Source organism: Variovorax sp. PEI5 (genome assembly GCF_056679935.1).
Genome location: NZ_JBWXPH010000002.1, coordinates 38,441 through 51,859, shown reverse-complemented (window position 1 = coordinate 51,859; position 13,419 = coordinate 38,441). Strand labels below are relative to the sequence as shown.

The window sequence follows — 13,419 nt, the reverse complement described above, 5'->3', positions numbered from 1 at the left end:
GATGCCACCGCGAACCCGACCGGTTCACGCCGCCGCCCTCGCGGCGGCCCGGTCGCGCGCGTCGAGCGCGGCCAGGACCGCGTCGATCGAGCGCTGCTGGGCCGCCTCGTAGAGCGCGAACTCGTCGAGCACCGGCGCGCCGAGATCGCGCTCGAAGGCCTCGCGGGCCTCGTTGGCCCGGTAGCTGCGCTGCTCGGTGCCGCCCAGGTTGGACTGGAAGATGCCGGCGGCGCTGACCGGCAGGAAGTCCTCGTAGACGATCGGCTCGGCCCGCACGGCGCCCGCGGCCACCAGCGTGTCGAGATCGCGGCTCGCCCCGGCCCCGGCCGCCGGATGGTCGGCCACCAGGTAGTAGCGGAAGAAGGCCAGGGCGTCGCGGCGGATCGTCTCGAGATCGTCCGGAAAGGCGCCGAAGGCAGCGGCCAGGCGCGCGTCGTATGCCGTGCCGGCCGCAGCGGCCGGCGCGGCATCGCGCACGCCGGCCAGCAGGTGGTCGTAGAGGGCGCGGCCGGCCCGCGTGAGGGCCATGCCACGCTGCTCGATCTCGCCGAAGCGCGCGGTGTGGCGCCCGGCCTCGTCGGCGCCGGCGAAGCGCACGGTCTCCTGCAATGCCTTGAAGCTGGTCTGGCGCAGCAGGATCGGATGGCGGCGCCTCGGCGGGCCCTCGACGACATCCTTGGCCGCGATCCCGCGCCGGGGCATCCCGGCCTGCGCGGCGTCGATGTCGAGCACGCGGGGCGTGAGGTGGTTGATGTGCGGCCCCCGGAAGCAGACCACGTCGGCGATCAGGCGATGCGCGTCGTGCAGCCGCGCGTAGGTGGATGCGTCGACGGTCGACTCGCCATGCCAGCGGAAGGTCTCGCGCACCTCGGCGACGAACTCGTCGGCTTCGCCATCGGTCAGGCCGCCCGCCGACTCGGCCAGCGCCGTCAGCGCCAGCGCGCGCGGCGTGAAGATGGCGCGCCGCGCGAGGATGCGCGCGGCCTCCTCGCGCAGCGCGACGTCGCTGATCAGTTCGAGGCGCAGCAGCGAGGTGAAGAGCCGGAACGGATTGGCCGCCAGGGCCTCGTCGGTCATCGGCCGGAAGGCCGTCGAGTGGACCGGCACCCCGGCGACCGAGAGGTCGTAGTAGCCCACCGGCCGCATCCCCATGACGGCGAAGATGCGCCGCGCCTGGGACAGCTCCCGCGCGCTGCCCAGCCGGATGGCGCCATGGCGCTCGACATGCAGCCGCTCCAGGTCGCCGGCGCGCGCCAGGGCGGCCTCCAGCCCGGGCGCCTCGGCCAGGTGCCGGGCGTTGATGTCCGCCACCAGGTCCAGCAGGGTGCCGTATTGCGGCACCTCGCGTCGGTACATCTCCGACATGGCGCCGGAGAAGCGGGAGCGGATGGCGTCGGGCGCGACGAGGACGGCGTGGGAGGCGGACATGGGTTCCTTGAGGGGCGAGCGTCGGAGGGGCCGGACCTTCCCGCGAGATGTCGGGCGGTTCATTCCCCGATCTCACAGCCTGGCCGACCACGGTTGTCATTCTGTGAACGACGGCGATGCCGGTCAAACGATGAATCGACGCTACTTGATGAGCCAATAGAATGACCTCGCCATGGCCATGTCCCGACGTTTCCTGCCGCCGATGGCCGCGCTGTGCGCCTTCGAGGCGGCGGCCCGGCATCGCAGCTTCACCGCCGCGGCCGCCGAGCTGCACCTGACGCAGAGCGCGGTGAGCCGGCAGATCCGCCAGCTCGAGGACCTGCTGGGCGGCGAGCTCTTCGTCCGCGAGCGGCAGACGGTGTTCCTGAACCGGGCGGGCGAGGCCTATGCGCGCGAGATCCGCGAGGCGCTGCGCCAGATCTCCGGCGCCACGCTGGGCTTCCGCGCCAATCCCCAGGGCGGCACGCTCAACCTCGGCATCCTGCCGACCTTCGGCACGCGCTGGCTGGCGCCCCGGCTGCCCGATTTCTTCGCCCGCCATCCGGGCGTCACCCTGAACCTGAGCACGCGGCCGGAGCCCTTCGACTTCCAGTCCGGCTCGATGGACGCGGCGATCCACTTCGGCGCGCCGCACTGGCCGGGCGCCGAGCTCGACCTGCTGATGAGCGAGCAGGTCGCTCCCACCTGCAGTCCCGGCCTGCGCGAGCGCCATGCCTTCGCGACGCCACGCGACCTCCTGAGCGCTCCCCTGCTGTACCTGGAGAGCCGGCCGGATGCCTGGGAACGCTGGTTCGAGGCCATGGGCATCGCGGTGACCGAGGCGCCCGGCATGCGGGTCGACCAGTTCGCGCTGGCCGCGCAGGCCGCCATCTCGGGACTGGGCGTGGCATTGCTGCCGCAGTTCCTGGTTCGGGCCGAACTCGAGCGCGGCGACCTGGTGCTGGCCATCGACGCGACGGTGCCGAGCGACGCCTGCTACTACCTGGCCTGGCCATCGAACCGCGCCGGCCATGCGCCGCTGGAGGCCTTCCGCGCCTGGCTGATCGACGTGGCACGCAGCGACACCGGCTGACCGCGCACCGTTTGCCGCGGTCGCTGGCCGCCGAGGGCATCGGCGCGCAGGATCCGGGCACCCAGTCGTCTCGGCTGGACATCGGGTTCCTCACCCGGGTGGCGGCGGCGGACGCGTGGCGTTCGAGCGCGCGGACACCCTCGAAGGCCTCTACGACCCAGCGCGTGGCTACTGATCGACGAACACCGATGCGCACTCGCGTCGATGCATGCCGACGGGTCCGGCTCAGGCCAGTCCCATGGCGCTGGCGGCCACCAGGGCGTCGTTGAAGAAGGCGAACTCCGTGCTCAACTGCCGGTCGTGGAGATCGAACAGCGCGTAGCCCGGCACCAGCGGTTCAGGTGGCGACCGACCCTCGGCGGCATGGACCAGGACCTCGACGACATAGACGACACCGAGCTGGACCTTCACGCGACGATCGGACACTGTCATGCGGACTCCATGGACGCCATCGGCACCGCGCGATCGACGGCGTCGATCCTCGTCGCGGCGCGCGATGCATGGATCACGCTCGGATGGCCACGCCCAGTATCCGGAGCCTGTCTGAATCCCGCGTGAATGCATCCGGCGTCGAATGCGGATCAACCGCCGAGCACCTGCAGGTTGCCCGCGCCGGGCAGCACGCGCAACGTGCGCGCGACCCTGGCCGAATGGTCGCGGCTGAGGATCGTGCTCACCTCGACATAGTCGCTGCGCGCCTCGCCCGGGGTCAGCGTCAGCACCACATAGCCGCGCTTGCTGGTCTCGGCATAGCGCAGGTCGTCGACCATGCGCCGGAAGCCATCCGAGAGCACGTCGTTGGCGATCAGCGGCAGCACCCGCTCGAAGCCCGGGGAGGACACGGAGGGCACGGCGAACTCGACGCCGACGCGGCGCCCGGCCATGTCGGTCAGGTCGCCGGCCCAGGCATTGTGGGTGTCGCCGGCCAGCGAGATCAGGTTCTTGCCCTGGTCGCGCGCCAGGCCCAGCACGGTCTCGCGCGCGGCCGGATAGCCATCCCAGGCATCGAGGTTGTAGGGCGCCTTGGGCTGGGCGATCAGGGCCTTCTGGCTGTCGCTGCGCGCCACCTCCGGGGTCGACAGCGCCAGCAGGTAGGCGCCCAGCGTCTCGGGCGTGATGGCGCTGGCCACGCTCAGCGGCAGGGCCATGCGCGTCATCAGCACCTGCTGGCCGAGCACCTGCCAGGTGGCGGCCGAGGCGGCCATGCGGCCCGCCAGCCAGTCGACCTGCGCCGCGCCGAGCAGCTGGCGCGTGGGCGATGCCGCCTCGCCCGCGAGGTACTCGTCCAGGTCGAGTTGCTTGTCGCGGCCGATGAGCCGCGTGTCGAGCATGTGCAGCGACGCCAGGGTGCCGATGTCGAAGGAGCGATAGATGCGCAGCGGATTGGCGGGATCGGGCAGCCGGGTGGGCAGCCATTCGTGATAGGCCTGCACGGCGGCGGCGCGGCGCGCGGCGAAGGCGCCTTCGGTGGCCTCGTCGTGGTTGCCGGCGCCACCGGACCAGGCGTTGTCGGCCAGGTCGTGATCGTCCCAGACCGCGATCATCGGCAGGCTGGCATGCATCGCCCGCAGGTCCTCGTCGGTGCGGTACTGCGCATGGCGCTGCCGATAGTCCTGCAGGGTGAGGATCTCGCGATCGGGCGACGACACGCGATCCAGCGCGATCGCCAGCTGCGAGGCATAGCCGAGCGGTCCGAACTCGTAGATGTAGTCGCCCAGGTGCAGCACCAGGTCGAGGTCGGTGCGCGCGGCGATCTCGGCATAGACGTTGAAATAGCCGGCCGGGAAGTTGGCGCACGACACCACCGCCAGCCGGGCCTGCGCCACGCCGCCCACCGGCAGGGTCTTGGTGCGACCCGCGGGCGAGCGGTCGCCGCCGAGCGCGAAGCGATAGAAGTAGACGCTGCCCGGCTGCAGCACCGAGGCATCGACCTTGACGGTGTAGTCGCGGTCCGGTCCCGTGAGGGCGCTCCCGCGCGCGACGATCACACCGAAGCCCGCGTCGCTGGCCACTTCCCAGTCGACGCTGAGATTGCCCGGTGCCGCCGGGGTCACGCGGGTCCAGAGGATGACCCGGTCGGCAAGCGGATCGCCACTGGCCACGCCATGCTTGAAGACCGTGGCGGAGCCCTCGGGCGGGCGGCCGCCACCGCCGTCGGCGCCGCTCGCGCCCCCGCCCCCGTCGCCACCTCCGCCGCAGGCCGAGAGGCTCAGCCCCCCGCTCGCGAACATCGCGAACAGCACCGCGCTGCGCATCAGCGAGCGGCGGCCGCCATCGGCGACGCGCGCGATCGCAACGGGTTTCAGGGCGTCGTCGTCGACGCCATCGCGGTCCTTTCGACCAGGGGGGAATTGCATGAGTGACCTCGTGGGGATATGGATTCTTCTGTCCGAGCGGTCCTTCGACGACTCGATGCGAGGGGAGTGAGCGTGCAGGATAAATGCGGTGGATCGACCATCGCGAAATCCATCGGACTGCGGCTTCGTGTGATGGATTGCTCAATCGACAAGAGCGATGCAATGCGGTGTGAATGCCCACGCCCGCCACGTAGGCGGGACCGCACAGGCATTGTTCGCGATGGCTTTCCGCCATGTCGGACCCGCGCCCTTGGCAGCGCCGAGCGACGCGACGACGGTCGGGATTCCATCAACCCCTTGGAGACAAAGACCATGAACGACATGAACGACGACCGCAACGATCGGAAGACCGGCGATGGCACGGCGACCGGTGTCGGTGCCGCCGTGGGCGGCGCGGTGGGCGGTATCGCGGGCGGCGCGGCCGCCGGCGCGGCGATCGGTGGCATGACCGGCCCCGTGGGCGCCCTCGTGGGCGCCGCGGTCGGCGTGGTGGCGGGGGCGCTCACGGGCAAGTCCGTCGCCGCCGACCCCGTCGCCGAGGACGCGTACTGGAAGGACAACTACGCGACGCGTTCGTACGTCGGCAGCGGCTCGACCTACGACGACTACGGTCCGGCCTATGGCTATGGCGTCAATGCCCGTTCACGGCATCCGGACCGCCAGTTCGACGACGTGGAAGCGGATCTCGGGCGGGACTGGAACAGCGCGCGGGGATCGTCGTCGCTGGACTGGGACCGTGCCAAGCACGCCACGCGCGATGCCTGGAATCGCGTCAGCGACCGCGTGGAGCGGGCGGTGCCGGGGGATTCCGATCGCGATGGCAAGTAGGGCCGTCGTCCCTGAACGGGGCAACGGCCCGGGTCCTCATTCGGCCTGGACGCCGGCGGCCTTGATGACCTTGCCCCAGTCCTCGACCTGGCTGCGCACATAGGCCTGGAACTCGGCCGGCGCCATGACCGCCACGTCGGCGCCCTGATCGGCGAAGCGCCTGGCCAGGTCGGGCGAGGCCAGGGCCTTGGCCACCTCGGCCTGCATCCGGTCGATGATGGCCGGCGGCGTGCCCTTGGGCGCGGCGATGCCGAACCAGTTGGTGGCCGTGAAGTCCTTGAGTCCGGCCTGTGCGCTGGTCGGCACGTCGGGCAACGCGGCCAGGCGCTGCGGCGAGGTCACGAGCAAGGCCCGCGCCTTGCCGCCCTTGACCTGGGCGATGGCCGTCGGCGCCGCCGTCACCAGCACGTCGACCTGTCCCGACACCACCCCCAGCATGGCTTCGCCGGCACCCTTGTAGGGCACGTGCGTGAGCGAGAGCTTGCCGTTCTGCTCGAGGAGTTCGCCACCCAGGTGGGTCGAGCTGCCGACGCCGCCGGAGCCGAAGGTCAGCTGGCCCGGATTCTTCCGGGCCGCGTCCAGCAGGTCCTGCATGGTCCTGTAGGGCGAGTTTCCGCCGACCATCACGACCAGCGGCGTGTTGACGATCCGCGTCACCGGCACCAGCCCGGTGGCGTGGTCCCAGGGCAGCTTCCTGAACAGATGCGGCAGCATCGCGTAGGTGGTGTCGTTGATCAGGAAGGTGCTGCCATCGGGCGCGGCCTTGGCCACGTAGTCGGAGCCGATGGTCCCGCTCGCGCCGACCTTGTTCTCCACGTAGAACGACTTGCCGGTCTGTTCGCTGAGCTTCTGCGCGATCTGGCGCGCCGCGTAGTCGGTGGTGCCAGAGGGCGAATAGGGCACCACGAGGCGCACCGGGCGATCCGGCCAGGAGGTCTGGGCCAGGACGGGGACGAGCGCGCCCGACAGCGCCAGCGCCGCGCAGACGCGGCCGAGGATCTTCTTCATGGGGTCTCCGATCGGAAAAGGGGGATTCACTGGTCCGGCTTCACGCCCGTGCTGCGCACGATGCCGCCCCACAGGGTGTGCTCGGCCTTGAGGTACCTGGCCGCGCTCTCCACGCTGCCGCCCACGGGCAGGCTGCCTTCGGCGTGCAGCTGCGCGATCGTGTCGGGCCGGGCCAGGGCCTTGTCGACGGCCGCGTTGAGCTTCCTGACGATGTCCGCCGGCGTGCCCGCCGGCGCGACCAGGGCCTTCCAGTCGAGCGCCTCGAAGCCCTGGTAGGTCTCGGCCACGGTCGGCACGTCGGCCATCACGGGCAGGCGCCGGCTGGAGCTGACGGCCAGGGCGCGCAGCTTGCCGCCCTTGATCATGGCCAATGCCGCCTGCGGGGTGGCGAACATGAAGTCGGTCTGGCCGCCCAGCAGGTCGGTGATGGCCGGCGCCGCGCCCTTGTAGGGCACGTTGAGGACCTTGAAGCCGGCCTTGCTCGCGAGCAGTTCGCCCGCCATGTGGCCCAGGGTGCCGGTGCTCGCCAGGGCCTGCTTGAGTTCGCCCGGCCGGGCCTTGGCCGCGGCCACCAGCTCGGCCAGCGACTTCCAGGGCGCGTCCGCGCGCACCACCAGCGCCACCGGCTGCGAGGCCACCACCGCGATCGGCGCGAAGTCCTTCAGCGCGTCGTAGGCCATCTTCGGGAACAGCGTCGGGTTGATCGCCAGGTTGGCGGTCTGGCCCATGCCGATCGTGTAGCCGTCGGGTTTGGACTTGGCCACCACGTCCAGACCGATGTTGCCGGCGCCACCGGCGCGGTTGTCCACCACGAACACCCATTTCGTGTCGTCGGTGGTCTTCTGCGCGATCAGGCGCGCCACGATGTCGGTGGCGCCACCGGCGGTGTAGGGCACGATGAGCTTGATGGGGCGATCCGGCCAGCTCGATTGGGCCAGCGCACAGCCGCAGGCCAGGGCGGCCGTGCCGAGCAGCAATGCGCGGCGGAGGGTGGTGAAGCAAGGGGTCAAGGGGTCAGTCTCCGGAGATGATTCGCTGGGCTCTGAGGGCGTCGATGTCGGCATCGCTGTAGCCCGCCTCGCGCAGCAGTCGCGCGGTGTGCTCGCCCATGAGGGGCGGCTGCAGGCGGATGCCGGGCCGCTCGCCACCGAGGGTGAAGGGCAGCAGCGGCACCTTGGATCGCGAGCCGTCGTTCATGCGGATCGGCGCCAGTCCGCCGCTCTGGTTGAGGTGCGGGTCGTCGAACAGGTCCTGCGGCCGGGTGATCGGCGCGAAGGGCAGCTCGTTGGCCTCGAACACCGCCGCCAGCTCGGCGGCGCTGCGCCCGGCCAGATGCGAGCGCAGCATCGGCATCATCCAGTCGCGGGCCCGGACGCGGTCGTTGTTGGACTTCAGGCGCGGATCGGCCAGCATCTCCTCCAGGCCGAAGGCCTTGCAGAAGATCGCCCACTGCTTGTCGCTGACGGCGGCCAGGAAGATCTGTTCGCCATCCTTGACCGTGAAGACGTCGTACACCGCCCAGGCCGAGATCCGGCTGGGCATCGGATCGGCGGCCTTGCCGGTGGCGGCGAACTGCATCATGTGCTGCGCCACCAGGAAGATGTTGTTCTCGAACAGCGCCGACTGCACCTCGCAGCCCTCCCCCGTCAGCTCGCGCTGGCGCAGGGCCGCCATGGCCCCGATGGCGCCGAACATGCCGCCCATGATGTCGTTCACGCTGGTGCCCGCGCGCAGCGGATCGCCGGCGCGGCCGGTCATGTAGGCCAGCCCGCCCATCATCTGCACCACCTCGTCGAGCGCCGTGCGATGGTCGTACGGTCCCGGCAGGAAGCCCTTGTGGCTGATGTAGATCAGGCGCGGATTGAGCTTCCTGAGCGTCTCGTAGTCCAGCCCGAGCTTCTTCATGGTGCCGGGCTTGAAGTTCTCGCTCACGATGTCGGCCGTGGCGATGAGTCTCAACGCGGCCTCGACGCCTTCGGGCTGCTTCAGGTCGAGCGCGATGCTCAGCTTGTTGCGGTTGAAGGTCGGGAAGAAGCCGGCGCCCGAACCCAGCAGCTTGCGGGTGACGTCGCCATCGATCGGCTCGACCTTGATCACCTCGGCGCCGAGATCGCCCAGCAGCAGGCCGCAGGTCGGCCCCATGACCATGTGGGTGAATTCGATGACGCGCACGCCGGCGTAGGGCAGCGGCCTGGGGGTCGCGGCGGCGGGGGTGGCGTCGGCAGGGTTCGCGTCATGCATGGACGGCTCCCTGGACGAAGCCCTTGGGCACGCCGGCCTCGGGCGTCATGCCGTAGACCGGCTCGCCCGGCAGGCCCTCGACGAGCGGCGCCCGCGCCGCGAACAGCGCCTCGATGTCGATGCCGGTGCGCACGCCCATGGCCTCGAACATGAACACCAGGTCCTCGGTCACCACGTTGCCCGAGGCGCCCGGCGCGTACGGGCAGCCGCCCAGGCCGCCGAGCGACGAGTCGAAGGTGCGCACGCCCTCCTCGTACGCGGCGAGGCAGTTGGCCAGTCCGAGGCCGCGCGTGTTGTGCATGTGGGCCGCGCCCGCGTGGCCGCCGATCTCGGCGCGCAGGCGCCGGAACAGGCGCCGGACCTGCGCCGGGTTGGCATAGCCCACCGTGTCCGACAGGCCCGACTCGTCGGCGCCCGCCTCGATGCAGCGGGCCGCCAGCCAGATCACCTCGTCCTCGGGCACGTCGCCCTGGAGCGTGCAGCCGAAGGCGGTGGAGATGCCGGCCTCCAGCTTCACGTGCGGCGCGATGTCGCGGCGCAGGTCGGCGATGGCGCGCACCTCCTCGATCATCTCCTCGCGCGTCTTGCGCACGTTGGCCAGCGAATGCGCGGCACTGGCGGACACCGGCATGGTGAGCTTGTGCACGCCGGCGTCGAGCGCGGCCTGGGCGCCCCGGCGGTTGGGCACCAGCGCCATGACGGTGAGGCCGCTCAGCGTGAGCGCGTGGCGCACGACCTCGGCGGCATCGGCCATCTGCGGCAGCAGCCGGGCCGGGACGAACGAGGCCACCTCGATCTCGCGCACGCCGGCGGCGTACAGGGCGTCGATCCAGCGCAGCTTGGCGGCCGTCGGCATGGTCGCCTTGACCGACTGCAGGCCGTCGCGCGGACCGACCTCGCTGATGAGCACGTCGGGTGCTCGTGAATCCTGGGATGGCATGGGAGTCTCCGGAGAGGGGGTGATGAAGGGCGGATGCGGGCCGTCAGCCCAGGCGGTAGACACGGCGTGCCGTGCCTTCGAACAAGGCCTGCTTCTCGTGGGCGGTCGCGCCGCCGCACAGCCGCTTGAACGCGTTCCAGCAGGTCGTGTAGCTGTACGACCCCTTGTCGACCGGGAAATTGCTCTCGAACATGCAGCGCTCGGCGCCGAAGGCCTCGATGCAGGTCTGCATCCACGGTGCCCAGCGCTGGGCCAGCTCGGCCGAGGTCGCGGGCGTGGGCAGCGTCTCGAAGCCGAAGCCGTTGATGCGCATGCCCAGGCCGCCGAGCTTCATGAAGACGTTGGGCAGCGCCGCCAGGGCGCGGATCGATGCCGACCAGTCGTCGAAGGTCTCCTCCCGATGCTGCGCGTAGGCACCGATGCGCACGATGCCGCCGCAGTGGTTGATGACGATCGGCAGGCCGGGAAAGGCGCGCGCCAGGTCCAGCAGCTCGGGCAGCTGGGGCGACAGCAGCCAGGCGTCGTAGGACAGGCCGAGTTCGTCGAGTTGCGCCACGCCCCGCCTGTAGGTGGCGTCGAGCAGCAGGCCGCGCGGCGCGGCGGTCAGCGGATTGACCAGCGACGCATCGGCATCCCAGGTCGTCAGGTGCCGGATGCCACGGAAGCGCGATCCGCCGGCTTCGAGGTGGGCCTCCAGCACCGCCCGGACATCGGCACCCCGGCGCAGGTCGGCATGGCCGACGATGCCCATGGCGACCCGCACGCCCTCGGTGCCTGCGGGCGGGGTCGTGGCGGCGACGAATTCCGTCTCGCCCACCGGGCGGAACGCCTCGGGGCCATCGACGCGATAGCGGGTCAGCGCCTGCATGTAGACCGAGCCGATCACACGATGGCCCGAGCCGGCGTCCTCCACGTACTCGGGGTTCAGATAGCGCCAGCCCGGCCGGTCGTAGAAGTGATGGTGCGCGTCGATGATCGGCAGCCCGGGCTCCAGGACCTCCTCCCGGTGCAGGGCCAGCCACTCGGGCCTGACGCTCAGGTAGTTGCCCGTCGTCGCCGGCGCCGGGGATTGGTTCGAGGAAGGGGTCATGCGGGTCTCCGGAGAGGTCGTCCCGCGCGGGATCGCAACCTGCCTCTCTGTTCTACCTGATAGAATTATGTTCTGCTTGAGAGAACTTTAGTCTCTTTCTGGCCTGGCGCCGTGCGGGTAAACCCGTGTCACCCTCCCACCCTTGCGCGAACGCGGGCGCGCGGGAGGCCCGGTGAGACACTCGGGCAGCCTTTCTTCGGGACCGACTCCATGACCGACACCCTCGATGCGATCGACGCCGTCGCGGCAGCCGCGGAGACCACCAGTGGCGTGGCCGTCCTCGACCGCGCGTTCGCATTGCTCGGCGCCTTCGGCATGACCGACGCGCGCCTGACCCTGACGGAACTCGCGCGCCGCACCGGCCTGTACAAGAGCACGGTGCTGCGGCTGCTCGGCGCCCTGGAGCATGGTGGCTACATCCGCAAGACGCCCGAGGGGCTGTATGCGATCGGCCCCGAACCCCTGCGGCTGGCCGCGGTCTACCAGGGCTCCTTCGCCGTGGCCCATGTCATCGAGCCCCTGCTCAACCAGCTCAGCATGACCAGCGGGGAGACGGCCTCGTTCTACATCCGCCGCGACACCCAGCGCGTGGTGCTGTTCCGGGCCGAGCCGCCGCGCGCCGTGCGGTTCTCCATCCGGGTGGGCGAAGCCTTTCGGCTGGACCAGGGCGCCTCGGGCAAGGTCCTGATCGCGTTCGCGGCCGGGATCTCGGCGGCGCAGGGTCGCTCGCCACTCTGGCGCGCGTCCTATGGCGAGCGCGATCCCGAGACCGCGTCGCTGGCCGTCCCCATCTTCGGCGTCATGGGCGAGCTGCAGGGCGCCCTCACCCTCTCCGGGCCCCGCTCGAGGATGGTGCCGCCCGAGGTCATGGCCAGGAACTGCGGCCTGCTGCTCGAAGCGGCGCGCAAGGCCGCCGCGCCGCTGGGTGGCGACGAGGCCGTCTACCTGCCGACCTTGGATGGCGTCGATGCGAAGGACTTCGCCGACGTCCCCGGCTAGCGCGCAACGACGCGCCGACGCGGCCACGCATCCCTGCGCCCACGAGGCCATCAGGGATAGTCCCTATTTGCATACGTATGCATGACAAGCAGATTGCATACGTATGCACAACCACCCTGGAGTTTTCAGACCATGATCAGATACTTGAAGCGCGGAAAGGACATCCAAGTCCGCGCCGACGACGATGCCAAGGTTCGAACGACGGTCGAACGGATCATCAAGGACGTCGAGGCGCGCGGCGACCTCGCGGTGCGCGACTACAGCCGGCAGTTCGACCAGTGGGATCCGGCGGATTTCCGGCTCTCGGCCGCGGACATCGAGAAGGCGCGCCGGAGCCTCACGGCACGCGAGATCGAGGACATCACCTTCGCCCAGAAGCAGGTGCGCAACTTCGCGCAGATCCAGCGCGACTCCATGAAGGATGTGGAGGTCGAGACCTTCCCGGGCGTGATCCTGGGTCACAAAAACATCCCCGTGAACGCGGTCGGCTGCTACATCCCGGGCGGCAAGTACCCGCTGCTGGCATCGGCGCACATGAGCGTGCTGACGGCCAAGGTGGCCGGCGTGAAGCGCGTCGTCGCCACCGCGCCGCCCTACCAGGGCGCGCCCCATCCCGCCATCGTGACCGCGATGGCGATGGCCGGCGCCGACGAGATCCTGGTGCTCGGCGGCGTGCAGGCGGTGGTGGCGATGGCGGTCGGCACCGAGTCGGTCGCGGCGGTCGACATGCTGGTCGGCCCGGGCAACATGTACGTGGCCGAGGCCAAGCGCCAGCTCTATGGCCGCGTCGGCATCGACCTGTTCGCGGGCCCGACGGAAACGCTGGTGATCGCCGACGAGACCGCCGATGGCGAGATGTGCGCCGTCGACCTGCTGGGCCAGGCCGAGCACGGACCGACCTCGCCGGCCATCCTGCTGACCACCAGCGAGCAGCTGGCGCGCGACACCCTGGCCGAGATCGAACGCCAGCTCCGCATCCTGCCCACCGCGGCCATCGCGTCCGTGAGCTGGGCCGAATATGGCGAGGTGATCGTCTGCGACACGCAGGAGGAGATGCTGCAGAAGGCCGACGAGCTGGCCTTCGAGCACGTGCAGGTGATGACGCGCGACCCGGACTACTTCCTGCGCAACATGACCAACTATGGCGGCCTGTTCCTGGGTCCGCGCACCAACGTCAGCTTCGGCGACAAGGTGATCGGCACCAACCACACCCTGCCCACCAACCGCGCGGCCCGCTACACCGGCGGCCTCTGGGTCGGCAAGTTCATGAAGACCTGCACCTACCAGAAGGTGCTGACCGACGAGGCCAGCGCCCTGATGGGCGAGTACTGCTCGCGCCTGTGCCACATGGAGAACTTCGCCGGCCACGGCGAGCAGGCCAACCTGCGCGTGCGCCGCTACGGCACGCGGGCGGACGTGCCCTGGTACCAGCCGGTGCCGGCCCTGGAGGATTGAG

12 protein-coding genes are annotated in these 13,419 nt (G+C 70.4%); 4 read left to right on the top strand and 8 right to left on the bottom strand.

Annotated features, from left to right (window positions below; genetic code table 11):
- Positions 1 to 24: 24 nt before the first annotated feature.
- Positions 25 to 1,428: a 2-oxoadipate dioxygenase/decarboxylase HglS gene (gene hglS / locus AC1MLT_RS16740; RefSeq protein ID WP_481035154.1), complete on the bottom strand. Its 1,404-nt coding sequence runs from the start codon at positions 1,426 to 1,428 to the stop codon at positions 25 to 27.
- 172 nt (positions 1,429 to 1,600) lie between these two features.
- Here hglS and AC1MLT_RS16735 point away from each other — a divergent pair, with 172 nt between their 5' ends.
- On the top strand, positions 1,601 to 2,500 hold the full coding sequence (locus AC1MLT_RS16735) for a LysR family transcriptional regulator (RefSeq protein ID WP_481035153.1): 900 nt from the start codon (positions 1,601 to 1,603) through the stop codon (positions 2,498 to 2,500).
- 225 nt (positions 2,501 to 2,725) lie between these two features.
- Here the strand turns inward: AC1MLT_RS16735 and AC1MLT_RS16730 are convergent, their stop codons facing one another.
- Both AC1MLT_RS16730 and AC1MLT_RS16725 read right to left on the bottom strand, forming a co-directional pair.
- Positions 2,726 to 2,932 carry a hypothetical protein gene (locus AC1MLT_RS16730; RefSeq protein WP_481035151.1) on the bottom strand — a complete coding sequence of 69 codons (207 nt, stop codon included), beginning with the start codon at positions 2,930 to 2,932 and terminating at the stop codon, positions 2,726 to 2,728.
- Between the two features lie 149 nt (positions 2,933 to 3,081).
- Positions 3,082 to 4,857 carry an alkaline phosphatase D family protein gene (locus tag AC1MLT_RS16725; RefSeq protein WP_481035150.1) on the bottom strand — a complete coding sequence of 592 codons (1,776 nt, stop codon included), beginning with the start codon at positions 4,855 to 4,857 and terminating at the stop codon, positions 3,082 to 3,084.
- 312 nt (positions 4,858 to 5,169) lie between these two features.
- Between AC1MLT_RS16725 and AC1MLT_RS16720 the strand changes: the two genes are divergently transcribed.
- Positions 5,170 to 5,685 carry a hypothetical protein gene (locus AC1MLT_RS16720; protein ID WP_481035149.1) on the top strand — a complete coding sequence of 172 codons (516 nt, stop codon included), beginning with the start codon at positions 5,170 to 5,172 and terminating at the stop codon, positions 5,683 to 5,685.
- Between the two features lie 36 nt (positions 5,686 to 5,721).
- Here the strand turns inward: AC1MLT_RS16720 and AC1MLT_RS16715 are convergent, their stop codons facing one another.
- The 5 genes from AC1MLT_RS16715 to AC1MLT_RS16695 are packed head-to-tail and all read right to left on the bottom strand — an operon-like array spanning position 5,722 to position 10,964.
- The gene (locus AC1MLT_RS16715) at positions 5,722 to 6,693 is read right to left on the bottom strand and encodes a Bug family tripartite tricarboxylate transporter substrate binding protein (protein ID WP_481035148.1); all 972 of its coding nucleotides are present in this window, start codon (positions 6,691 to 6,693) and stop codon (positions 5,722 to 5,724) included.
- A gap of 26 nt (positions 6,694 to 6,719) precedes the next feature.
- Positions 6,720 to 7,703, bottom strand: coding sequence for a Bug family tripartite tricarboxylate transporter substrate binding protein (locus AC1MLT_RS16710; RefSeq protein WP_481035147.1), 984 nt, complete (start codon positions 7,701 to 7,703; stop codon positions 6,720 to 6,722).
- Between the two features lie 4 nt (positions 7,704 to 7,707).
- Positions 7,708 to 8,934 carry a CaiB/BaiF CoA transferase family protein gene (locus AC1MLT_RS16705; protein WP_481035146.1) on the bottom strand — a complete coding sequence of 409 codons (1,227 nt, stop codon included), beginning with the start codon at positions 8,932 to 8,934 and terminating at the stop codon, positions 7,708 to 7,710.
- Positions 8,927 to 9,874: a hydroxymethylglutaryl-CoA lyase gene (locus tag AC1MLT_RS16700; protein WP_481035145.1), complete on the bottom strand. Its 948-nt coding sequence runs from the start codon at positions 9,872 to 9,874 to the stop codon at positions 8,927 to 8,929. Before AC1MLT_RS16700 ends, AC1MLT_RS16705 begins: the two co-directional genes overlap by 8 nt.
- A gap of 43 nt (positions 9,875 to 9,917) precedes the next feature.
- Entirely contained in the window at positions 9,918 to 10,964 is a 1,047-nt protein-coding gene (locus AC1MLT_RS16695; protein ID WP_481035144.1) for an amidohydrolase family protein, read from the bottom strand.
- A 210-nt stretch (positions 10,965 to 11,174) separates the two neighbouring features.
- Between AC1MLT_RS16695 and AC1MLT_RS16690 the strand changes: the two genes are divergently transcribed.
- Both AC1MLT_RS16690 and hisD read left to right on the top strand, forming a co-directional pair.
- Positions 11,175 to 11,963 (top strand): IclR family transcriptional regulator, encoded by a 789-nt coding sequence (locus tag AC1MLT_RS16690; protein WP_481035143.1) that lies wholly within the window; start codon positions 11,175 to 11,177, stop codon positions 11,961 to 11,963.
- Positions 11,964 to 12,095: 132 nt separating this feature from the next.
- The gene (gene hisD / locus AC1MLT_RS16685) at positions 12,096 to 13,418 is read left to right on the top strand and encodes a histidinol dehydrogenase (protein WP_481035142.1); all 1,323 of its coding nucleotides are present in this window, start codon (positions 12,096 to 12,098) and stop codon (positions 13,416 to 13,418) included.
- The last annotated feature ends 1 nt before the right edge of the window (position 13,419 follow it).